Origin of the sequence: Streptantibioticus cattleyicolor NRRL 8057 = DSM 46488, from assembly GCF_000240165.1 — a bacterium.
Classification (GTDB): domain Bacteria; phylum Actinomycetota; class Actinomycetes; order Streptomycetales; family Streptomycetaceae; genus Streptantibioticus; species Streptantibioticus cattleyicolor.
Window position 1 is genome coordinate 111,061 of record NC_017585.1, and the last position, 19,854, is coordinate 130,914.

A 19,854-nucleotide genomic window follows, 5' to 3' on the forward strand; every position below is an offset into this window, starting at 1 on the left:
AACATATAGCGCACCGGGGGGCTTGCGGCAAGGCCCCGGTCGTACCGCAGAATCGGCGGCCGGAAGCCAGGACCTGCGGGAATGGGAGTTGTGACGTGCGGGTGTTGTTGACGTCGTGGGGGTCGCGCGGGGACGTGGAGCCGCTGGCCGGGCTGGCGGTGGCGTTGCGGGAGATGGGCGCGGGGGTGCGGGTGTGCGCGCCGCCGGACGAGGAGTTCGCGGAGTTGCTGGCGCGTGCCGGTGTGCCGTTGGTGCCGCTCGGGCCGACGGTGCGTTCGGTGGTCGCCGGCCCGAGGCCGCCGACGGCGGAGGACGCGTTCCGGCTCGCCCCGGAGCTGGTCGCGGCGCGGTTCACCACGCTCGGCACGGCGGCGCGGGGGTGTGACGCGTTGCTGGCGACGGGCCTGATGCCGGCCGGCGCACGGGACGTGGCCGAGAAACTGGGCATCCCCTACGTGCTCGCCTGCTTCCACACCCTGGGGCTGCCGTCACAAAACGTCCCTCCCGGGTCGCGGCCGGGCAGGCGGTCCGCGCCGGGCGAGACCGACAACCGGGTGCTGTGGGAGCAGGACGCCCAGCGGGTGAACGGCTTGTACCGCGAGGCGCTCAACAGCCATCGGACGGCGATCGGCCTGCCGCCGGTGGACAACGTGCGCGACCACGTCCTCACCGGCCGGCCGTGGCTGGCGGCGGACGCGACGTTGTGTCCGTCGCGGGGCATGACGGATCTCGACGTCGTGCAGACCGGGGCGTGGATCCTGCCCGACGACCGTCCGCTCCCGGCGGGGCTGGCGGCGTTCCTCGACGCGGGGGCGCCGCCGGTGTACGTGGGCTTCGGCAGCATGGCCGCGCACGCCCCGGAGGGCATCGCCCGGGTGGCCGTCGAAGCGTGCCGGGCGCTCGGCCGCCGCGTCGTCCTGGCCCGTGGCTGGGCGGGGCTGTCCCCGGTCGACGACGGTGACGACTGCTTCGTGGTCGGGGAGGTCAACCAGCAGGCGCTGTTCCGCCGGGTGGCCGCCGTCGTGCACCACGGCGGGGCGGGCACCACGACGACGGCCGCCCGGGCCGGCGCGCCCCAGGTGGTGGTCCCCCGGATCGCGGACCAGCCGTATTGGGCCTCCCGGGCGGCCGAGTTGGGCATCGGCGCCGCCCACTACGACAGGACACCGACCGTCGGTTCCCTGTCCGCCGCGCTCGCCACGGCCCTGACCGACGAGACCCGCGCGCGGGCGAAGGCCGTGGCCGGCACCATCCGCCCCGACGGCGCGATGGTGGCCGCGAAGCTGCTCCTCGACGCGGCCGGCCGGAACGCCGGGTGACGGCGCCGGAGCCCGCGTCAGCGGCCCCGGCCGCGCGTGCTCAGGCCAGGACGTGCTCGTTCACATGGAGCCGGACGCCGACCAACTCCCTGGCAACCAACCAGTTGGATGACCGCGATGTGATTCCGGCATGAGCGCCACCAGCCGCTCGCAGGACACCCGCACCCGCTTGCCGGCGGCGGCCCGCGCCGAGTTCTGGGCACCGTCTCCGCCGACCCCGCCGACCTGCGCGCCCATCTCGTCGCCATGGCGAACGCCCTGAGCGGTGGCGGGAGTTGCGCGGCGGGCGGCCGGGGCGATCGTGACGGTCCTATGACATTGTCCGGGACGATCATGGGCACGCAAGGAGGTGACGAGGTCCGGCGGGAGAGCCCCGGGCCGTCGAGGAGAAACGGAGTGTCCGTGATGGGCATCACTCGGAAGACCGCCGTCATCGCCGCCGTCACCGTGCTGGCGGGCGCGACAGGGGCGGGGTTGGCGCAGGCGGCGCCGCCCACGGGCGGCCATCAGGCGCCCTCCGCCTGCCGTCCGGCGAACCACACCGCCAAGGTCACGGTCGACCGCCCCTCCGCCGGGCACCGCCACTACCGGGTCACCCTGACCGCGGCGCGCGGGTACGAGCCGTGCCAGCTGGCCGGGTCGCCGACCGGCGTGCGCTTCTACCACCACGGTGCGCTCGACGGGGTCACCGCCGGCCACTACGGTCAGCAGAACAAGAAGGTGACGTTCGGCCCGGGCCACCCGGTGCACTTCGACATCCAGGTGCCCAACTCGCCCGGCGGTGCCCGCGCCGAGCGGACGACCTTCACCCTCAAGGCTCCGGGCGGGGTGATCCCCGGTGAGTCCTCCGCCTCCGGCCCGCTCACCGTCGACTTCGGTACCGTCGTCGGCCCGGTCCAGCCGGGGGCCTGACCCCGCGCGGCACGGCGCTCGCGGGCACCTGGGTGCCGTCGGCCTCAGGTGCCCGCGAGCCGTGTGGGACGCGGGCGGATCCGGTGGTCGAGGGCGGCGCCGACGTCGGGGCAGTTGACGCGGACGGTGTCGAGGAACGCGCTCAGCACCGGGGAGTCGTCCCGGGCGGCGAAGGAGAGCACCAGATCGGGCAGGGACGTACGCGGGGTGACCTCGCAGAACCAGGTTCCCGGCCGCGGAGCCGCCAGCATCCGCGACGGTCCCAGACCGACGCCCACACCACAGGCGGCGAGGCCGATGATGGTGTGCACGTCCCGGGCGACGGTCGCGCCGGCCAGGGCGGTGGAGTCCCGGCCCAGCAAGGCGAGCAGTCCGGCGGCCACGGCGGGTTCGTCCTCACCCGCCGACACGATCAGCGGCTGCCGCCGCAACTGGCCGACACCGACCGACGGCCGGCCCGCGTAGGGGTGGGCGGTGCTCACGACGGCGACGAGGTGGTCGTGTCCGATCGGTACCGAGACGAGGTGTTCGGCACCGGCACCGCGTGGCGGGCCGAGGGTGACGGCCACGTCGAGTTCCCCGGCGACCAGGGCGGCGGTGCTGCGGCTGGTCGCCATTTCATGGAGTTCCAGCCGGACGTCGGGGTGTTCGCGACCGAACCGGCCCAGCACGGCCGGGAGGGGTTCGAGCAGCGCCGAGGCGATGAAGCCCAGCCGCAGACGGCCCGTCTCGCCGCGCGCGGCCCGGCCCGCGTCGACCGTGGCCGCCGCGATCTCGTCGAGCGCCCGGCGGGCCCGGGTGAGGAACGCCTCCCCCGCGGCCGTCGGGAACACCCCGTGCCGGGTGCGGTCGAAGAGCCGGGCGCCGACCTCGCGTTCCAGGTCGGCGATCTGCTTGGACAGCGGCGGCTGGGCGATCCCGAGGGCTCGGGCCGCCCGGCCGAAGTGCTGGTGTCCGGCGAGGGCGACCGCGTACCGCAGGTGGCGCGCTTCCATGGCCTGCCGCCTCCCCGGCGATATCCCCGATGTATCGCCGACCAGCTTCTCAGATCTCGCACTGGATGACATCTCCGTCACCGTGTGGGGTGGGGGCATGACCGAAACCCCTTTGTCCGGCAGCGTTTTCGTCCTCGTGCACGGCGCCTGGCACAGCTCCGCGCAGTGGGCGCCGACACAGCGCGCACTGGCCGCGCTCGGCGCGGCGAGCGTTGCCGTCGACCTGCCCGGGCACGGCTTCGACGCGCCGCTGCCCAGCGGATACCTGCGGCCCGGCCAGCCCGGCCTGTCGACCGAGAGGTCGCCGCTCGCCGCCGTGACGATGGACGACTGCGCCGAGGCCGTGCTGGACACGCTGCGCCGGTCGCGCCGTTACCGCGACGTCGTGCTCGTCTCGCACAGCGCGGGCGGCGGTCCGGCGTCGCTGGCCGCGGAGCGGGCGCCCGAACTGGTCGACCGGATCGTCTACGTGTCGGCGTTCGTGCCCGGCGGACGTCCGCGGTTCTTCGACTACCTCGGCGCGCCGGAGAACGCCACCGCGCTGGGCGGCGGCCTCACCCTCGGCGATCCCGAGGCGCTGGGCGCGGTGCGGATCAATCCGCTCTCCCCGGACCCCGGTTACGTCGAGGAGTTGCGGCGGACGCACTACCACGACACGCCCGCGGACCGCTTCGACCGCTGGCGTCACGCGCTCACCCCCGATCTGCCGTGGGCGGTCCCGACGACCCCGGTGACCCTGACCGCTCGGCGCTGGGGACGCCTCCGGCGGACGTATCTGCGCTGCGCCGATGACCGGGCGCTGGCCCCGGCCGCGCAGGATCTGATGGTCGCCGAAGCCGACCGGGCGTTCCCCGCCGACCCGTTCACCGTCCGGACCCTTCCCGGCAGCCACAGCCCGTTCGCGGCCCGGCCGGACGACCTCGCGGCGGCGCTGGTGGCGTGAGCCGGTGCCGGGTCCCCGACGGTGGCGCGGTTCAGCCGACGCGGTGGTCGCCGGTGGTGACCTCCTGGCTGCCCAGGACGTCGAGCAGCGCGAGCTTCTCGGCCGCGTCGCCGCCGACCGGTGCGGTGAACCACAGCAGGCGTTGGCTGCCGTCCTCGCTGAGCAGGCTGAGGCAGTCCAGTTCGAGGACGCCGAGTTCCGGGTGGATCAGGCGCTTGCGGTCGGCCCGGCGCACGGCGACCTCGTGGCGTGCCCACAGGTCGGCGAACTCCGCGCTCACCGACAGCAGTTCACCGACGAGACCGGTCACCTCCTCGTCCCCGCCGCGCCGGGCCGCCACGGCGCGAAGGTCGGCGACGAAGACCCGGGACTGGTGGTCGTGCTCGTCCGGGTGGTAGCGGGCGCGGGCCTGGGGATCGGTGAACCAGCGGTGGACGAAGCCGGCCTCGCGGCCCTTGGCCTCGCTGACCGGGCCGAGGAGCGCGGTGGCGAGGCGGTTCTGGACGAGGGTGGCGTGCAGGTCGGTGATGACCGCCGCGGGTGTGCCGGGCAGCCGTTCCAGCAGGTCGAGCATGCCCGGGTGGACGTGCGCGGAGAGGCTGTGCCGTGGCGGGACCGGGCGGCCGGCCAGGAAGTACAGATAGTTCCGCTCGTCCTCGGTGAGCCGGAGCGCGCGGGCCAGCGCCGCCACCATCTGTTCCGACGGCTGCGCGCCACGGCCCTGCTCGAGCTGGTTGTAGTAGTCGACCGACGCGCCGGCCAGCACGGCCACCTCGTCCCTGCGCAGTCCCGGGACCCGCCGCCGCGCCCCCACCGGCAACCCCACCTCACCGGGGCGGACGCGGTCACGCCGTGACCTGAGGAACTCACCGAACTCACGCACGTCCATACCTCCATATCTCGGCCATCGCCGCTCCGGGAGGCAGGCGGTGCCGTCGCCACCCTGAGCCGGAACCTGGTGGGCCGCGACGCCATCCGAAGTGCCGCCGGGACGGAGGGGCCCGCTCCGCCCGGCGGCCACCGTCCGCTTACGGCCGCACGACGACCTTGCCCTTGACCTGGCCCGTGGCGAGGTGGTCGAACGCCTCGGCGGCCTCGGCCAGCGGAACCGTCCGGCCGATGACGATCTCCAGCCCCGCGTCGGCTTCGGCGACGACCTTGGCGAGGCGGCCGGCGTCGGACCGGTGGAAGAGGAACTCGGCGCGGACCCCGCGTTCGGCGGCGCGCTCGGCGTCCGGCGGCACGTTGACGCCGATGAGCAGGCCGGACGGGCGCAGGACGGCGAGGGAGGCGGCCTCGGTGTCACCGCCGACCGGGTCGATGACCACGTCCGCGCCGGAGACCTCGGGGCGGAAGTCGGTGGTGGTGTAGTCGATCACCTGGTGGGCGCCGAGCCTGGCGGCGATCTCGGCGCCGGCCGGTGAGACGGTGGTGACGACGCGGGCGCCCGCCCTGCGCGCGAACTGGACGGCGAAGCCGCCGACGGCCCCGGCGCCGCCATGGACGAGCACCGTCTGCCCGGGCTTGACCTCCGCCGTCTCGACCACCGCCTGCCACGCGGTGCCCGCCGCGGTCGCCAGGCAGGCGGCGCGGTCGAGCGGGACCGTGACCGGGGCCGCGGCGAGGGCGGTGGCGGGGACGAGGGCGTACTCGGCGACGGCGCCGCCCACCGTGGGATCGGTGCGGGCGATCACCGCGTCCCCGGCGCTCCAGCCGGTCACCCGCGGCCCGGTCCGCTCGACGGTTCCGGCGAGGTCGGTGCCCACCACCGAGGGCAGGGTGACCGGGAAGAAGTCCCGCATCGAACCGGTGCCGATCTTGACGTCCAGCGGGTTGAGGGCGGCCCCGGCGACCCGGACCAGGACCTCGCCCGGCCCCGGTTCCGGCACCGGGATGTCGTGCAGGACCGGTCGGACGCCGTACGCGGTGTAACGCAGTGCCTTCATGGGTGTCGCTTCCTCCTGGTGTCTGGTGGTTCAGCGGGCGGGGTCGGCGTCGACCTGCCGGAACCAGTCGAGCCAGTCCTCCAGGTGCCAGGTGCGGACGATGCGTCCGGCGCGGACCTCGTGGAACTCGTGGATGCGGACGCCGACTTCGCGGCCGGTCGGCGCGACACCGAACATCTCGCCGGTGTGCACACCCCGCATCTGCCCGCGGACGGCGACGAAGCCGTCGCCGTCGGCGCCCCGCCCGTCGACGATCTGGTGCACCACGATGTGGAAGCCGTCGAACGCCTTGGTGATCCCCTCGATGAGCGGGGTGGCCCCGGCACGTCCCGGCGGCTGACCGGGGTCCGCCGGGATGTCGTCCCAGTCGTCGGCGACGATGCCGTCGAGCAGTTCTGGCCGGCCGCTGAACGCCTCGTAGAAGGTGCCGATCAGCTTGTCGATGGTGTCCGTCATGACCTGTCTCCTGCGGTGTTCCGGCGGCTGTGTCGCACCCTGCCTGGGAACACCACGGTGGCCTGGCACGGCCGGCCCGGGAAGGCGCGGTCGACCCTGGTGACGCCGGCACCACCTTGGCCGTCACGTGGCTGTGACCTGGAACACCGTTGAGGTTGACCTCGGGGCAGGGTGGAGGCTCGTCGCAGCGGCCCGGTACCGAACCGGGCACGGCAGACGTGGAGGAGCACCATGTCCATCCCCTTTTCCGTCCAGGGTCCGGACCGCCCGGAGTTGCGGCAGGCGATCGAGGAGATCGTCGCCTCCGGTTTCCTCGGGGTGCAGTTGCGGGTGAACGACGAGCGGGGCGAGTGGGTCGGCGGCGCGGGGGCACGCCGACTCGAGGGCGACACGGCACCGTTGACCGACGGCCACTTCCGCATCGGCAGCAGCACCAAGAGCTTCGTCGCCACCACGGTGCTCATGCTGGTGGCCGAAGGCAGGATCGGCCTGGACGCCCCGGCCGCCGACCACCTGCCCGGCTTCGGACTGGACCGGCGGATCACGGTCCGGATGCTGCTCCAGCACACCAGCGGTGTCTTCAACCACACCGGCGAGCTCCACGAGGACGGTACCTTCGCGCCCGGCGTCCCCTGGCGTGGCAAGGAATGGGTGGACAACCGGTTCCGCACCTACCTCCCCGACGAGCTGGTACGGCTGTCGTTGTCCAGGCCGGCGAGGTTCGCGCCGGGCACCGGCTGGAGTTACGCCAACACCAACTACGTTCTCGCCCGGATGGTGGTCGAGCAGGTCACCGGCGTTCCGTTCGCCGAGGAGCTGCGCCGGCTGGTCCTGGAGCCGCTGGGGATGACCGGCACCGTGGCACCGGGCACCTCACCGGAGGTCCCCGAGCCGCACCACCACGGCTACTACCGCTACGAGGACGCCGGGCGGGAGAGGACGGTCGACGTCACCCGTCACAACCCCTCCTGGGTTTCGGCCGGCGGCGACATGATCTCGACCACCCGGGATCTGCACACCTACTTCGCCGCGCTGATGGGCGGCAAGCTCCTGCCGGCCGCACTGCTCGCCGAGATGCGCACGCCCGATCCCCGCGCCGGCTACGGCCTGGGGGTGTTCGTCCAGGACACGGGGGCGCGCGGCGGCGTGATCTACCACCACAACGGCGCCACCATCGGCTCCGCGGCGCTGATGTACAGCTCACCCGACGGCGGCACGACCCTGACCGCCGGGCTGAACCACGTGGACGACGCCGACGTGTCCATAGCGGCGGCGTTCCACGGCGCCCAACAACGTCTGGTCGGCGCGGTGTTCGGCGGTGGCCACGCCGGGCCCGGGCACGAGGCATGATGAGCGGATGACCAACGGAGTCACGATCGGGCAGGCGGCGGCGTTCGTCGGCGTCACGGTGAAGACAGTGCGGCACTACCACAAGCTCGGCCTGGTAGAGGAGGCGGAACGGGACGGCTCCGGTTACCGGCGTTACGGATCGGCCGACCTGCTGCGTCTGGTGCGGGTACGGACGCTGGCCGCCGCCGGGGTGCCGCTGGCCGAGATCGGGTCCCTGCTCGACGCCGGCGCCGAGCGGTTCGCCGCCGCCCTCGCCGACGTCGAGCGGCGGCTGACCGACCGGATCGCGGAGTTGGCCGCGCGCCGCGACACGCTGCACCGGCTCGCCGAGGGCGACCGGGCCCTGCTGCCCGACCGGGCGTGCGCCGTCCTCGACCGGATGCCCGGCCTCGGCTTCGGCCCCGACTACGTCGCCGCGCAACGCGAAGCGCTGGTGCTGGCCCGGGCGCTGGTGCCGGAGGGGTTCGAGGGCTTCCTGACCCAGCTGGAGAACGGGCTCGACGACCCCGGTTTCGTGGACCTGGCCAAACGCGGCTGGGAGGCGGAGAGTTGGGACCCGGACGACCCGAGGATCGAGGAACTGGCGATCGCGATGGCCGACCACTACCTCGCCAACCCCGCGCTGCTGGGGGACCCCGCCAGCCTGCGGGCATGGGCCAGGGCCTCCGCCCAGTACCGGCTGATCAACCACCACCGCGCGGACCAGGCACCGGTCTCGGCCCGGCTGACCGCGCTCACCGAGGCCAGGCTCCGCGCCGCCGGCGTGCCCGCCCCCCGTCCATGAGGCCGGCCGGGACGGGCTGAAACGGATTGTTATGGCGCCGGTCACGCCGCCGAGACGTGGGTTAACAGTGGCTGCCTAGCGTGGGAGGGGCCCGCCGGTCACGGCGTCATGCCCTTCCCAGGAGGATCCCCGATGCCCAAGAGACTTCGGTCTGCCCGCGTACTGGTCACCGCTGTGGCCTCGATGGCCGCCGGTCTGCTGCCGGCCGCTTCCGCTTCGGCCGCTGCCGGTGCCGCCGCCCACGGTTCCGCCGCGGGGGCGCTGCCGCTCGCGCCGCTGAGCGTCACGGTCCAGCACGCCGATGCCCACCGCGGTGACCTGTTCGTCGCGCCCAACGGCGTTCCCGGGCGGTACGCGTCCGGGGTGGAGATCCTGAGCCCGGACGGCAGGCACGTCGTCTGGTCGCACACCCTGCCGCAGGGGACGCAGGCGGCGGACTTCCGGGCCCAGACCTACCACGGCGAGCCCGTACTGACCTGGTGGCAGGGGACCGGCCTGGGGGCGTTGGCCAGCGGCGTCGACGTCGTCTACGACCGGCACTACCGGAAGGTCGCCGAGGTGCGCGCCGGCAACGGCTACACGGCCGACGGCCACGAGTTCCTGATCACCCGTCACAACACCGCGTTGATCCTCGCCTACGCCAAGCGCACCGCCGATCTGCGGGCCATCGGCGGGCCCGCCGACCAGCAGGTGATCGACGGTGTGGTGCAGGAGATCGACATCCCCACCGGCAAGGTGCTCTTCCAGTGGAAGGCCGCCGACCACGTCCCGTACGCGCAGAGCAAGCAGCCGCTGCCGAAGTCGGCGACGTCCCCGTGGGACTGGTTCCACATCAACGCCGTCAAGGAGGACACCGACGGCAACCTGCTGATCGACGCCCGCAACACCTGGACGACGTACAAGGCGGACCGGCGCGGCGGCCGGGTGCTGTGGCAACTGGGCGGCAAACACAGCTCGTTCACGCTGCGCACGGCGTTTGGGCAGAAGCTCGACGACGCGGGCGAGTTCTTCGCCTGGCAGCACGATCCCGAGCCGCTGGGTGACGGCCGCTACACCGTCTTCGACAACGAGTCGGCGGGCGTGGCCAACACCGGCGCGGGAGCCGTGAGCGAACTGCCCTACAGCCGTGTCGTGACGTTCCGCCTCGATCCGCGCACCCACCGGGCGACCCTGCTGCGCACCGACGACCAGCCCACCGGCCTCAGCGCCACCTCACAGGGCAACGCCCAACCCCTGCCCGGCGGTCACACCCTGGTCGGCTGGGGTTCCCTCCCCTACCTCTCCGAGTTCTCGCCCACCGGCAAGCTCCTCTTCCACGCCCGCTTCCCCGAGGGTGTCAACACCTACCGCGCGTACCGCTTCGACTGGCGCTGAGTCCGCGTCCGCCCTGGCCGGAGGGGATGCGCTCAGCCGGTGTAGCGGGGGGCCAGTTCGCGCAGGGCCGCCGCCTCGCGGTCGAGGTCGGCGCGTACGCGGTCGAGGGCCGCCGCGTGGGCGTGGATCGCGGTGTTCTGGTAGTCGGACTCCACCGCGAACCACACGCCGACCAGGTCGGTGCGGGTCTTGCAGGTGACGTCGGCGGTGGCCTGGGCGATCTCGGCGTGGCCGGGGTGGCCGTCGCGCGGGGCGGGGAGGCCGGCGGCGGCCCGCAGGGGGTCGGTGACGTGGTAGCCGGCCGCGCGCATGCACGCCGACCAGGCGGTGAAGACGCGGGTCACCCGGGGGTCCGTGCGGGACGCCTGGAAGCTGTCCTGCTTGATGGTGGCCACCAGCCCGCCGGGGCCGGACTGCGGGCCCTGCGGGCTGGTGGTGTCGCCGCCGCCGAGTCGCCGGTCGGCGTCGCCCACGCAGCCGTGCGACGGCACCGTCCGGCCGCCCTCCCGGGTCACCACCGCGCCGGTGCCCGGGTCCACACCCAGCAGCACCCGCCGGGCCGCCGGGGTCAGGTCGGCCAGGCGCACCCCGGCCGCCGGGTCCGTGGCGGGGTGCGCCGGACGCGGCACCCGGTACCCCCACACCCGTACCGAGGCCGGGTCGGTGATCCCGTAGCGCCGGTAGGTCACGGTGTAGGCGGCCAGTTCGTCCGGGGTGGGGGCGGTGCGGGGCGGCGCCGGGTAGGCGAGGCCGAAGGCGTGCATGCAGTCGTGGATCAGCCCGCCGCGGACCCGGTCGTAGACCGCCGACACCGCCGGTGGCAGCAGATACACCTCGATCGGCAGGTGCAGCCGGCTCACCGGTGTGGCCGCCGGCGGGGTGGGCACCCCGGAGGGCGGCGGCCCCGGCACCGCCGTGCGGGCCGCGCAGCCGCCGAGCACCGCGATCAGCACGGCGGTGACGCCGGCCGTCCGCAGCGCCTTCGCCCCGCGCGGGCGGAACGTGTCGTGGCCGCCGGTGCGTGCCTCGCGCATCGCGCTCTCCTCTCGGCCGTACGGCCGTCGTCGCCGGAAGTACCCCGCACGGACCGGGCCGCGCGGGCGACCCGGCGGGCGGGTCGTCCACGCGGCTCCGGTACCGGGACCGTCAGCCCATGCCGGTGCCCGGGCAGTGGGTGTTGTCGTCGACCGAGATGGACGCCTCGTTGTTGCGCAGGAACGTCAGGTTGCCGCCCATCCACGGGCTGAGCCACTCCGAGTCGCCGGTGAAGTCGGTGGAGTACCAGATGCCGACGTTGCAGTTGGAGACGTCCTCGGCGGAGGCGGCGTTGTTGCGCACCACCTGACCGGCGCCGGCACCGTCGTTGGCGTACCGGTAGTTGCCGAGGTCGTGGATGTCCGCGTCGGCGTGCGGGTAGCCCAGCGAGGCCCCGGAGGCGTCGGGCGAGTAGTACAGGCAGAACCAGTTGACGGTGTTGCAACGGCCGCTGTACCAGGTGGAGATGTTGTCACTTCTCGCCTCGGCGGTGCCCGCCACGGCGCCGACCGCGAGGCCGACGGTGGCGGCCACCACGCCGAGCCGGGACGCGAGCTTCTTACCGGCCATCTGATGTCCTTCCACGAGGAACACTCGGTGCTGACGACGGTGATCCTGGGGCCTGCCCGCCCGCCGGTCTTGTACGAACGCGTCACCGCGACGGAGGTGGTTGGTCCGCTTCCGCTTCCGCTTTTGCGGAGGCGGCCGTTCCCGGTGCGGGACCCGTTCGCCACGCCCTACCATCACCGCGGCGTCCGTCCGGCGCCGTCGGTACGGGGGGTTGGGGGAACCGATGGACGCGCCTGCCCGGAGACCGCAGCGCACCGGGCAGCCGGAGGCGGAACTCGTCCGGTGCCCGCCCGCGGCACCGCTGCGCGGCCCGGTACTCGGCTACCGCGGGTTCCGCATCGGCGTCCGGCGTACCCGGCAGCGGCTGATGCTCCCGGACGGGATCGTGAAGCTGATGATCGGCTTCGGTGATCCGGTGCGCGTGGTGGACGCGGTCGACCCGCGGCAGGACGTGCGGGCGGTGTCGATGGCCAACCCCGTCCGGGTGCGGGCGGCGGTCGGCGAGCACACCGGATCCCTGCACGGGGTGACGGTGCTGCTCACCCCGCTCGCCGGTTACCGGCTGTTCCGGGTGCCCATGGCCGAGTGGTCGGACCTCGCGCTGGACCCCGCCGACCTGCTGGGGCCCGTGGTGGGCCAGCTCTCGGACCGGCTGGCCGAACTGCCGTGCTGGGCCGACCGGTTCGCCCTGCTGGACCGGGTGCTGGCGACCTGGCTGGCAGAGGGCCCGGTGCCGTCGCCGGAAGTCGTCCACGCCTGGCGGGAGTTACGGCGTACCGGCGGCCGGATCCGGGTGGAGGAGCTGGCGGCGGAGACCGGGTGGAGCCGGCGCACCCTGGAACGCCGGTTCCGCCAGCAGATCGGGCATCCGCCGAAGGCCGTGGCGCAGATCGTCCGGCTCCAGGGCGCGCTGCGGCTGCTGGAGGCCGGCGGCTCCTGCGCCCGGGCCGCCGCGGAGGCCGGCTACCACGACCAGGCGCACTTCGACCACACCTTCCGTGCCATGACCGGCCGCACGCCCGGGCAGTTCCGCCGCGCCCGGGCCCACGCGGATCCGGCCGACCCGTCGGACTTCGTACCGGACCAGGTGACCAGCGTGCTGCTCGCCGGTGCCCGGGGGTGATCCTGGGCTGGACGGCAGGCATCGGTCAGGCGGTCAGGCGGTCAGGCCGAGCCCGGCCAGGCGCTCCGGGTCGGTGAGGATGTCGAGCCCGGTGACGCGCCCGTCGCGGATGGTGAACGACATCACGGACAGCGGCCGGCCGTCGGCGAACGCGACGACCCCGGGGGTGCCGTTGACCAGCACCGGGCGCGCCTCCGCGGCGAAGCGGGCGAACATGATGGCCTGGGACGCCACATCGGCCGCGCCGCGCCGCAGGACGCTCGGCACGAGCGCGCCGCCGTCGGACCGCGCGACCACGTCGGGGTCGAGCACGGCCAGCAGCGCTTCGAAGTCACCGCCGCGGGAGGCGGTCAGGAAGGCGTCGACGACGCCGCGTTTGCGGACGTTGTCGGTGTCGGCGGCCGGGGTGGCGCCCTGGACGCGGCGGCGGGCGCGGCTGGCGAGCTGCCGGGTGGAGACCACGGTGCGGCCGAGGCCCGGGGCGATGTCGTCGAAGGGCACGTCGAACATGTCGTGCAGCACGAAGGCGACCCGCTCGGCCGGACCGAGGGTTTCCAGCACGACCATGAGGGCGATGCCCACCGAGTCGGCCACCAGGACCTCCTCCTCGGGGCCGACCCGGGCCGACGCGGTGACCACCGGGTCCGGCAGCCGCACCCATCCCTCCTGCTCGGGCATGGGGTCCTCGCGCCGCGAGGCACGCGAACGCAGCATGTCCAGGCAGACCCGGCCGACGACCGTGGTCAGCCAGGCGCCCAGGTTCCGCACCCCGCCCACGTCCGCGCGGTCGAGCTTGAACCACGCCTCCTGGACGGCGTCCTCGGCCTCCGCCAGCGACCCCAGCATCCGGTAGGCCACCGCCCGCAGCCCCGGCCGCTCCGCCTCGAAGCGCTCGGCCAGGGACGTCTCGTCGTTCACCAGTCATACCCCCGTCGTGGAATCCGTCGGACCGATGTCAGACGCTAGCCGATCACGGCTGCTCAGGCGCCGGTCACCCGCCGCGCACCGGTCGGTGGACACGCAGGCACCAAGCGGTGTCCGGACAGGCATGAAGACACCCGCACGCGTCCGGGCGGGTCGCGGACCGGTGCGAGGATTCCCCCATCCCCCGGCCGTTCTCCCCAAGGAGTCCACGCATGTCACCATCCTCTCCGTCGACGGTCGCCGAGTGGCGCGGGTTCCTCGAGGACTACAGCGCCAAGTTCCTCGCCTCGGACTACCTCCGGCAGGCCGAGGCGGACGGGCAGGCACCGTTTCCGGTGAGTGACACCCAGCGCGAGTCCGGCTGGCTGGGCCGCGAGCCGGCGACCGAGGAGGAAGTCCGGGCCGCCGAGGAACGGCTCGGGGTCCGGCTGCCGCCCGCGTACCGCAGCTTCCTGCTGACCAGCAACGGCTGGAACTCCATCGGCCCGGTCGATCTGCTCAAGGCCGACGAGATCGCCTGGTTCGCCGAACGCGAGGCGTGGCTCGTCGACGCCTGGTCCGAACCGGGCGAGGACTTCTTCATCGGTGACTTCGCGATGCTCGACCGCTGCCTGGTGATCGCCAACGACGACGGCGGCGGCGGTTGTTACTGGCTGCTCCACGCGGACGGCGCCCGGGGGAACGGTGAGTGGACCGCGTACGAGTGGTGGCCGGGCGACGGCGACGTTCCCCAGGGCTCCGTCTCCGGTGACTTCGCCGCGCTCGTCACGAGCACGGCGGAGAACATCACGTAGGGAGCGGCCGGGCACCGGTCCTCGGGGCGGGACGGGGACGGCCGACCGGTCGCCGTCATCTCGTTCCGTGTGACCAACGCCGCTGCGGGCCCACGGTGACCGCCCACAACAGCAGGGCGGCGCAGCTGAAGGCGGTTCCCAGCACGGACACCCCGGTCCACCCGGCCGCGGCGTACGCCAGTGAGGATCCGACGGCACCGAGGGCGCTGCCCGCCGAGTAGAAGACCATGTAGCCGCCGATGATCCTGCTTCCGGCGTCCGGGCGCACCGCGTAGATGAGGGACTGGTTGGTGACGTGCACGGCTTGGACGGCGAAGTCCAGCAGGAGCGCGCCGATCGCCAGCGCCCACAGCGAGTGCCCGGTGAACGCCAGCGGGAGCCATGACACCGCGAGCAGGACCAGCCCGGCGCCGGTGGTCCGCTGCGCGAGCCCTCGGTCGTTCCAGCGGCCGGCGATCCCGGCGGCCACGGCTCCGGCCGCTCCGGCGAGGCCGAACGCGCCGATCGCGGTGTGCGACAGCGACCACGGCGGGCCGCTGAGCGGCTGGACGACGCTGCTCCACAGGGTGCTGAAGGCCGCGAAGACCAGCAGTGCCAGCGCGCCCCGGATCCGCAGCAGCGGGTGGCGGGCGAACAGGGCGACGGTCGACCTCAGCAGCCGCCGGTACGGCAGCCCGGCCGCCCGCGGTTCCCCGGCCGGCAGGGCGCGGCGCAACAGTACGGCGAGGGTCGCGGTCACTACGGCCGACAGGAGGTAGACGCAGCGCCATCCGGCCAGGTCGGCCACGACCCCCGCGACCGTGCGGGCCAGCAGGATGCCGGTGATCACCCCGCTGGTGACCGCTCCGACCACCCGTCCGCGGAACGCCGGAGCCGTGAGCGAGGCTGCCGCGGCGACCATCGTCTGGGTGACGACGGCGAGCGCGCCGACCGCGGCGAGCGCGGAGAGCAGCGCGGCGGTCACGGGCGCCAGCCCGGCGGCGGTCAACGCGACGGCGAGCAGGGCGAGTTGGACGGTGATCAGCCGCCGCCGGCGCATCAGGTCGCCGAGCGGGACGAGCAGGATCAAGCCGGCCGCGTATCCGAGTTGGGTGATGGTGACGATCGAGCCGAGCAGGCCGGAGCCGAGCGAGAAGCGCTCGCCGAGCGTCACCAGCAGCGGCTGGGCGAAGTAGACGTTGGCCACCGCGCTGCCGCAGGCGACGGCGAAGAGCAGGACCAGTCGTGCGGGCGGCGGCCCCGGTGGTACGGGTGGCCCGGGCGGTACGGCCTCGGCGTCCGCGTCCGTCCGCTCCCCCGCCGTCGAGTGGTCGCTCGGCATACGGCACCCTCCCCAGTAGTGGTTGCATCTTGCTACCTGCTGGACCCTAGGCGAAGCCGGTAGTATGTTGCAACCAGTCATGCTGTGAGGAACGTGCCGACGGAGGAGGAGAGCCCGATGGTTGCCCGTACCCGGTTCGACGCCGACCCCTGCCCGGTCGCCCGGTCGATCGACGCCATCGGCGACTGGTGGTCGCTGCTGATCGTGCGGGACGCCTTCGACGGCAGCCGGCGCTTCGGCCAGTTCCAGCGGAGCCTGGGCATCGCCAAGAACATCCTCACCACCCGGCTGCGCGTCCTGGAGCAGGCCGGGGTGATGACCACCGCTCCGGCCTCCGACGGCAGCCCCTACCAGGAATACGTCCTCACCGAAAAGGGCCGCGCCCTCTTCCCCGTCATCGTCGCCCTCCGGCAATGGGGCGAGACCCACTGCTTCGCCCCCGGCGAACCCCACTCACGGCTGCTCGACCGTCACCACGGCCGCCCGCTGAGCCCGTTGGAGATCCACTCCGCCGACGGACGTCCGATCGGCCCGGACGACACGGTCGTCGAAAAGCTCGCCACCGGCTGACGCCACCGGCCTCGCCCATATCCGCTTGCGCGCCCCCGCCGACCGGGTCACCCTCGCCTCACACCCGACCGAGGCGGAGAAGATGACCACACAGCCCCACCACGTCGACCACGAACTCGTCCAGGCCGCGGCCCACGTCGCCCGCACCCGTTGCCGGGGCGACAACCACACCATGGCAGCCGCGGCCCGCGCCCGGGACGGCCGTGTCATCACCGCGGTGAACGCCTACCACTTCACCGGCGGCCCCTGCGCCGAACTGGTCCTCATCGGCACGGCGGCGGCCCAGGGCGCCTACGAGCTGGACACGATCGTCGCCGTCGGCGACCGTGACCGGGGCGTCGTACCCCCGTGCGGCCGGTGCCGCCAGGTCCTGCTCGACTACTTCCCCGCCATCGGCGTCATCGTCGGCACGGACGACCAGCTGCGGACCGTCCCCGTCACCGAGCTGCTGCCCGAGAGCTACGTGTGGGCGGACCACCAACTCGCCGACTGACCACCGCTGTTGTGCCGGTGCGTTCACACGACGGATCCGGCCGCGGCGGACAACAGTCCGGTGACGGCCGCCCCGACCGCCAGGTACACGGCGGCCGTCCCGAACTCGGCGGCGAGACCGAGCCCGTTGGCGAACGGCAGCAACATCATCGCGACCGTCACCAGCGAGGTGATGCAGACGAAGAAGCGGCGCGGCTCGGCGGTGGTCACCAGCAGCAGATGGAGCAGCCCGGTGGCCACCAGCGCCGCGCCGGCCGACACGGCGGCGAGGTAACCGGTGGTGGCATCGCCCCACGCACCCGCGTGCCGTGGCGCGAAGACGGCGACGCCGAACACCCCCCGCACCAGCAACGTGACGACGACCGCCGCCAACGCCGCAACCGCCGCCGTGGCGACCCCGGTCGCCCACAACCGCCCCGCCGCCACCGTCGGCCGACGCCCCGACTCCCGGCGTTCGTCGTACCCCGGATAACCACGGTAGTCAGCTGGGCCTGTCATGGCGTCACCTCGCGACATCTCGTCGGCCGGCCGGGCACCGGATGGGCTACTTCCCTGATGCCCGCCCGAGCCGTCTGGATGCGCCGACCGACACGACGATCACCCGCCGTACGCGGTCGTCCGGAATCCGTCGGTCGGCTTCTGCGCGTGGCCCGTTGTCGGCGCCCCGGAAGCGGCCCGGTCAGCGCCGGGCAGCAGGCAGGCAACGGGGCCTAACCTTCCCCGGTCATGTACCGGATCGAAGAGGCTTATCCCAGCGTTGACGAATACCGGCGGCTGCGGGCATCGGTGGGCTGGCGGTCCCCCTCCCCCGCCGATTGCCAGGTCGCTTTGGAGGCGACGGTGTTCTCCGTCGTGGCCCGCCACCGGGGCGAGGCGGTCGGTATGGCCCGGATCGTCGGCGACAAGGTCCTCTACCTGCTGATCGTCGATGTCGCCGTGCACCCCGACCACCAGGGACGCGGCCTGGGCCGCCGCATGATCGACGAGCTCACGCGGTGGACGTCCGCGAACGGGACGCGTTCCACGATGCTGGTGGCCGGCCCCGACGTCGTCCCCTTCTACGAGGCCCTCGGCTTCCGCCCCGACCCCGGCCGGCTCATGAAACGCCCCTGAACAACGGCCGGCCCCGCACCCGCCGCCCGCCCGCGAAACCCGCTCGCCCAGTTGGGCAGCGGTGTGGTGGATCTGCTGACCCTTCCGTCGTACGGCAACTACCGGCACGCGTACGCGCGTATGCTCGCCGCGCACGACGAGTTGATCGCCGCCACCGGGGATCGGAGTGCGTCGGCGGGCCGCAGCCGGAGGCGTTCCCGGTGCGGGAGAACCGTGCCGTGGTCAACGCCGCCCGCCTCGGCGCCGGCGCCGGTCTCCTGGTGGACACCGTGACCGATGTGCTCCGCGCGGCCTGTGCGCTCTCGGGCGGGGATGTGACCTTGACGGAGCCGACCCGGGTCCGGTCGTTGTCCCGGCCGGTGCGGCGCGCGTTGCTCACCGCGCTCGACGGGGTCGTCGCGGCCTCCCCCGCCAAGCTCGCCGACGTCGGCGCGCACCGTGAGGCGTTCAAGCGTCTCGGTGAACGCCTGCGCCCGCACGAGTACCCGCGTCTGCCGCACGCCGCCGATGTGTTCGCGGTCGCCAGGGGCGAGAAGCGGGCCCATTCCTCTCTGAATCCAGTCCGATCGCTCTCCTCGCCCCCTGCCGATGCCGCGGTGCCGTACGGTCCCGCGGCATCGGCACGTTTCCCGGGCCGTGCCCGCACTCGGACCTACACGTCCTCGGCGCGAACCATCCTGCCGAACCCGGCCGGCGTGTGCCGGGGCCACCGCCTGCCCGCCCGGTCGCTCGCGGCGGCCCGTAGCAACTCCAGCACCTGGCAGCCCGGGTACGCGCCGAACACCGGGAACTTCCACCGGTAGTGGTAGGACCAGTAGGTCACCGCCCTGTACTCGGTCAGCGTGAAGAACTCCGGGTTCCGCGTGACGAAGTCCCCGTAGAGCCGATACCCGGCAGACCGGCCGGAAGGCAGGTCGGCAAGGCCCTGCCTGATGACTTTCACGATCTGCACGACGTACTCGCCGACCAGCTGCACCACGAACGGCACCACCCACGGCTCGTCGCACGTGACGATGTGTTCCAGATGCCGCTGGCGGACCACTCCGTCGCCGTGCCGCGAGTACAGGCAGTGCAGGATCGCCCGTCGGGTCGCCGTCAGTGCGCGCACCACATCGACGGACGGCTCGTCCGGATGGATCCGGTAGGGAATGGCCACGGTCTCGTCGCCCACGACCACCGAAAACGGCGACGCCGGCGCGGAATCACTCTCAGGCATCACGGCCACCACCGCACGAACATCCTCGGCAAGCCACGCCGGGAACGCCGCGACCAACTCATCGTCGGCCATCGCCATGGATTCAGGCTGCTGCATGGCCGCATAGGGACCCCGCTCGCGCCCACTCCGTCCGGTCAGCCTGTGGGCAGGCCGATCTGGTCGCGTTCGAGTGCGGAGCGGAGGTCGGCGAGGGCCTGGGCGGCGGGCGGTCCCGTGGGGCTGTTGAGGGTGGCCGCGGTGAGTTCGCCGAGGGTCTCGGTGAAGGTTTCCTGTGCCGCCTCGACGAGTCGCAGGCCGTCGTCGGTGAGGTGCAGCAGGGATGAGCGGCGGTCGGCGGGGTTGGGGCGCCGTATGACCCAGCCGTGCTTCTCCAGGCGGTCGGCGCCCTTGCTGGTGGCTCCGATGCCGATGGCGAACTCGGTGGCGAGGTCGGCGACGCGGGAGCCGGGGTGGTCGCGCAGGAAGCGCAGGAACTCGAACTGCGAGGTGACGATCGCGTGCCGCTCGCGCAGACGGTCGTTGAGCGCGTTGTACAGGCGCGTCTCACAGCGGACGAGATCGGCGAAGAAGCCCGGGAGGTCGACCGGGCCACCGCTTGACGTGGATGCCATGGCATA

General features: G+C 73.3%; 22 protein-coding genes and 1 pseudogene. 12 read left to right on the forward strand and 11 right to left on the reverse strand.

Annotated features, from left to right (window positions below; translation table 11 throughout):
• The first annotated feature begins 95 nt into the window (after window positions 1–95).
• The gene (locus SCATT_RS28090) at window positions 96–1,319 is read left to right on the forward strand and encodes a glycosyltransferase (RefSeq protein ID WP_014152040.1); all 1,224 of its coding nucleotides are present in this window, start codon (window positions 96–98) and stop codon (window positions 1,317–1,319) included.
• 405 nt (window positions 1,320–1,724) lie between these two features.
• On the forward strand, window positions 1,725–2,231 hold the full coding sequence (locus SCATT_RS28095; protein WP_014152038.1) for a DUF4232 domain-containing protein: 507 nt from the start codon (window positions 1,725–1,727) through the stop codon (window positions 2,229–2,231).
• A 44-nt stretch (window positions 2,232–2,275) separates the two neighbouring features.
• On the opposite strand, the gene SCATT_RS28100 is transcribed toward SCATT_RS28095, so the two are convergent.
• On the reverse strand, window positions 2,276–3,226 hold the full coding sequence (locus SCATT_RS28100; RefSeq protein WP_014152037.1) for a LysR family transcriptional regulator: 951 nt from the start codon (window positions 3,224–3,226) through the stop codon (window positions 2,276–2,278).
• 97 nt (window positions 3,227–3,323) lie between these two features.
• Here SCATT_RS28100 and SCATT_RS28105 point away from each other — a divergent pair, with 97 nt between their 5' ends.
• Window positions 3,324–4,169, forward strand: a complete 846-nt coding sequence (locus tag SCATT_RS28105; protein ID WP_014152036.1) for an alpha/beta fold hydrolase — start codon at window positions 3,324–3,326, stop codon at window positions 4,167–4,169.
• Window positions 4,170–4,200: 31 nt separating this feature from the next.
• Here the strand turns inward: SCATT_RS28105 and SCATT_RS28110 are convergent, their stop codons facing one another.
• The 3 genes from SCATT_RS28110 to SCATT_RS28120 all read right to left on the reverse strand — a co-directional run bounded on the left by SCATT_RS28110 (window position 4,201) and on the right by SCATT_RS28120 (window position 6,571).
• A complete protein-coding gene (locus tag SCATT_RS28110) occupies window positions 4,201–5,058 on the reverse strand; it encodes a helix-turn-helix transcriptional regulator (protein WP_041823755.1) in 858 nt (285 codons plus the stop codon).
• Between the two features lie 139 nt (window positions 5,059–5,197).
• Window positions 5,198–6,115, reverse strand: coding sequence for an NADP-dependent oxidoreductase (locus tag SCATT_RS28115; RefSeq protein ID WP_014152034.1), 918 nt, complete (start codon window positions 6,113–6,115; stop codon window positions 5,198–5,200).
• A gap of 30 nt (window positions 6,116–6,145) precedes the next feature.
• The gene (locus SCATT_RS28120; protein WP_014152033.1) at window positions 6,146–6,571 is read right to left on the reverse strand and encodes an ester cyclase; all 426 of its coding nucleotides are present in this window, start codon (window positions 6,569–6,571) and stop codon (window positions 6,146–6,148) included.
• A 231-nt stretch (window positions 6,572–6,802) separates the two neighbouring features.
• Here SCATT_RS28120 and SCATT_RS28125 point away from each other — a divergent pair, with 231 nt between their 5' ends.
• From SCATT_RS28125 to SCATT_RS28135, 3 genes are all read left to right on the forward strand, one after another.
• A complete protein-coding gene (locus SCATT_RS28125; protein ID WP_014152032.1) occupies window positions 6,803–7,921 on the forward strand; it encodes a serine hydrolase domain-containing protein in 1,119 nt (372 codons plus the stop codon).
• Between the two features lie 7 nt (window positions 7,922–7,928).
• Window positions 7,929–8,705 (forward strand): MerR family transcriptional regulator, encoded by a 777-nt coding sequence (locus SCATT_RS28130; protein WP_014152031.1) that lies wholly within the window; start codon window positions 7,929–7,931, stop codon window positions 8,703–8,705.
• A gap of 132 nt (window positions 8,706–8,837) precedes the next feature.
• Window positions 8,838–10,079 carry an arylsulfotransferase family protein gene (locus SCATT_RS28135; RefSeq protein WP_014152030.1) on the forward strand — a complete coding sequence of 414 codons (1,242 nt, stop codon included), beginning with the start codon at window positions 8,838–8,840 and terminating at the stop codon, window positions 10,077–10,079.
• Window positions 10,080–10,111: 32 nt separating this feature from the next.
• On the opposite strand, the gene SCATT_RS28140 is transcribed toward SCATT_RS28135, so the two are convergent.
• Complete coding sequence (locus tag SCATT_RS28140) at window positions 10,112–11,113, reverse strand: hypothetical protein (RefSeq protein WP_014152029.1); 1,002 nt, start codon at window positions 11,111–11,113, stop codon at window positions 10,112–10,114.
• Between the two features lie 112 nt (window positions 11,114–11,225).
• Window positions 11,226–11,684: a hypothetical protein gene (locus tag SCATT_RS28145; RefSeq protein WP_014152028.1), complete on the reverse strand. Its 459-nt coding sequence runs from the start codon at window positions 11,682–11,684 to the stop codon at window positions 11,226–11,228.
• A 223-nt stretch (window positions 11,685–11,907) separates the two neighbouring features.
• Here SCATT_RS28145 and SCATT_RS28150 point away from each other — a divergent pair, with 223 nt between their 5' ends.
• A complete protein-coding gene (locus SCATT_RS28150) occupies window positions 11,908–12,807 on the forward strand; it encodes a helix-turn-helix domain-containing protein (RefSeq protein ID WP_014152027.1) in 900 nt (299 codons plus the stop codon).
• 33 nt (window positions 12,808–12,840) lie between these two features.
• Here SCATT_RS28150 and SCATT_RS28155 read toward each other — a convergent pair whose 3' ends face one another.
• On the reverse strand, window positions 12,841–13,725 hold the full coding sequence (locus tag SCATT_RS28155; protein ID WP_014152026.1) for a sigma-70 family RNA polymerase sigma factor: 885 nt from the start codon (window positions 13,723–13,725) through the stop codon (window positions 12,841–12,843).
• Window positions 13,726–13,943: 218 nt separating this feature from the next.
• On the opposite strand from SCATT_RS28155, the gene SCATT_RS28160 reads away from it, so the two are divergent.
• Window positions 13,944–14,525: an SMI1/KNR4 family protein gene (locus SCATT_RS28160; protein WP_014152025.1), complete on the forward strand. Its 582-nt coding sequence runs from the start codon at window positions 13,944–13,946 to the stop codon at window positions 14,523–14,525.
• Between the two features lie 55 nt (window positions 14,526–14,580).
• On the opposite strand, the gene SCATT_RS28165 is transcribed toward SCATT_RS28160, so the two are convergent.
• Window positions 14,581–15,846: an MFS transporter gene (locus tag SCATT_RS28165; RefSeq protein WP_014152024.1), complete on the reverse strand. Its 1,266-nt coding sequence runs from the start codon at window positions 15,844–15,846 to the stop codon at window positions 14,581–14,583.
• Window positions 15,847–15,963: 117 nt separating this feature from the next.
• Here SCATT_RS28165 and SCATT_RS28170 point away from each other — a divergent pair, with 117 nt between their 5' ends.
• Window positions 15,964–16,416 (forward strand): winged helix-turn-helix transcriptional regulator, encoded by a 453-nt coding sequence (locus SCATT_RS28170; protein WP_014152023.1) that lies wholly within the window; start codon window positions 15,964–15,966, stop codon window positions 16,414–16,416.
• Window positions 16,417–16,498: 82 nt separating this feature from the next.
• Window positions 16,499–16,909 (forward strand): cytidine/deoxycytidylate deaminase family protein, encoded by a 411-nt coding sequence (locus SCATT_RS28175; RefSeq protein WP_041824204.1) that lies wholly within the window; start codon window positions 16,499–16,501, stop codon window positions 16,907–16,909.
• Between the two features lie 23 nt (window positions 16,910–16,932).
• Here the strand turns inward: SCATT_RS28175 and SCATT_RS28180 are convergent, their stop codons facing one another.
• On the reverse strand, window positions 16,933–17,406 hold the full coding sequence (locus SCATT_RS28180) for a DUF6069 family protein (RefSeq protein WP_014152021.1): 474 nt from the start codon (window positions 17,404–17,406) through the stop codon (window positions 16,933–16,935).
• A gap of 228 nt (window positions 17,407–17,634) precedes the next feature.
• Between SCATT_RS28180 and SCATT_RS28185 the strand changes: the two genes are divergently transcribed.
• Complete coding sequence (locus SCATT_RS28185) at window positions 17,635–18,021, forward strand: GNAT family N-acetyltransferase (protein ID WP_239013383.1); 387 nt, start codon at window positions 17,635–17,637, stop codon at window positions 18,019–18,021.
• A 42-nt stretch (window positions 18,022–18,063) separates the two neighbouring features.
• Window positions 18,064–18,569 (forward strand): annotated as a pseudogene (locus SCATT_RS39835) (hypothetical protein); the annotation flags it as partial.
• A gap of 104 nt (window positions 18,570–18,673) precedes the next feature.
• On the opposite strand, the gene SCATT_RS28195 reads toward SCATT_RS39835, so the two are convergent.
• The gene (locus tag SCATT_RS28195; protein ID WP_014152018.1) at window positions 18,674–19,315 is read right to left on the reverse strand and encodes a hypothetical protein; all 642 of its coding nucleotides are present in this window, start codon (window positions 19,313–19,315) and stop codon (window positions 18,674–18,676) included.
• A gap of 56 nt (window positions 19,316–19,371) precedes the next feature.
• Window positions 19,372–19,848, reverse strand: a complete 477-nt coding sequence (locus SCATT_RS28200; protein ID WP_014152017.1) for a MarR family winged helix-turn-helix transcriptional regulator — start codon at window positions 19,846–19,848, stop codon at window positions 19,372–19,374.
• Between the last annotated feature and the right edge of the window lie 6 nt (window positions 19,849–19,854).

Coding starts and splice junctions, on each gene's coding strand:
- SCATT_RS28130 (WP_014152031.1), top strand. CDS start 7,929: ATGACCAACGGAGTCACGATCGGGCAGGCGGCGGCGTTCGTCGGCGTC.
- SCATT_RS28140 (WP_014152029.1), bottom strand. CDS start 11,113: ATGCGCGAGGCACGCACCGGCGGCCACGACACGTTCCGCCCGCGCGGG.
- SCATT_RS28170 (WP_014152023.1), top strand. CDS start 15,964: ATGGTTGCCCGTACCCGGTTCGACGCCGACCCCTGCCCGGTCGCCCGG.
- SCATT_RS28160 (WP_014152025.1), top strand. CDS start 13,944: ATGTCACCATCCTCTCCGTCGACGGTCGCCGAGTGGCGCGGGTTCCTC.
- SCATT_RS28110 (WP_041823755.1), bottom strand. CDS start 5,058: ATGGACGTGCGTGAGTTCGGTGAGTTCCTCAGGTCACGGCGTGACCGC.
- SCATT_RS28165 (WP_014152024.1), bottom strand. CDS start 15,846: ATGCCGAGCGACCACTCGACGGCGGGGGAGCGGACGGACGCGGACGCC.
- SCATT_RS28175 (WP_041824204.1), top strand. CDS start 16,499: ATGACCACACAGCCCCACCACGTCGACCACGAACTCGTCCAGGCCGCG.
- SCATT_RS28195 (WP_014152018.1), bottom strand. CDS start 19,315: ATGGCGATGGCCGACGATGAGTTGGTCGCGGCGTTCCCGGCGTGGCTT.
- SCATT_RS28125 (WP_014152032.1), top strand. CDS start 6,803: ATGTCCATCCCCTTTTCCGTCCAGGGTCCGGACCGCCCGGAGTTGCGG.
- SCATT_RS28095 (WP_014152038.1), top strand. CDS start 1,725: ATGGGCATCACTCGGAAGACCGCCGTCATCGCCGCCGTCACCGTGCTG.
- SCATT_RS28185 (WP_239013383.1), top strand. CDS start 17,635: ATGTACCGGATCGAAGAGGCTTATCCCAGCGTTGACGAATACCGGCGG.
- SCATT_RS28100 (WP_014152037.1), bottom strand. CDS start 3,226: ATGGAAGCGCGCCACCTGCGGTACGCGGTCGCCCTCGCCGGACACCAG.
- SCATT_RS28180 (WP_014152021.1), bottom strand. CDS start 17,406: ATGACAGGCCCAGCTGACTACCGTGGTTATCCGGGGTACGACGAACGC.
- SCATT_RS28200 (WP_014152017.1), bottom strand. CDS start 19,848: ATGGCATCCACGTCAAGCGGTGGCCCGGTCGACCTCCCGGGCTTCTTC.
- SCATT_RS28145 (WP_014152028.1), bottom strand. CDS start 11,684: ATGGCCGGTAAGAAGCTCGCGTCCCGGCTCGGCGTGGTGGCCGCCACC.
- SCATT_RS28135 (WP_014152030.1), top strand. CDS start 8,838: ATGCCCAAGAGACTTCGGTCTGCCCGCGTACTGGTCACCGCTGTGGCC.
- SCATT_RS28115 (WP_014152034.1), bottom strand. CDS start 6,115: ATGAAGGCACTGCGTTACACCGCGTACGGCGTCCGACCGGTCCTGCAC.
- SCATT_RS28120 (WP_014152033.1), bottom strand. CDS start 6,571: ATGACGGACACCATCGACAAGCTGATCGGCACCTTCTACGAGGCGTTC.
- SCATT_RS28105 (WP_014152036.1), top strand. CDS start 3,324: ATGACCGAAACCCCTTTGTCCGGCAGCGTTTTCGTCCTCGTGCACGGC.
- SCATT_RS28150 (WP_014152027.1), top strand. CDS start 11,908: ATGGACGCGCCTGCCCGGAGACCGCAGCGCACCGGGCAGCCGGAGGCG.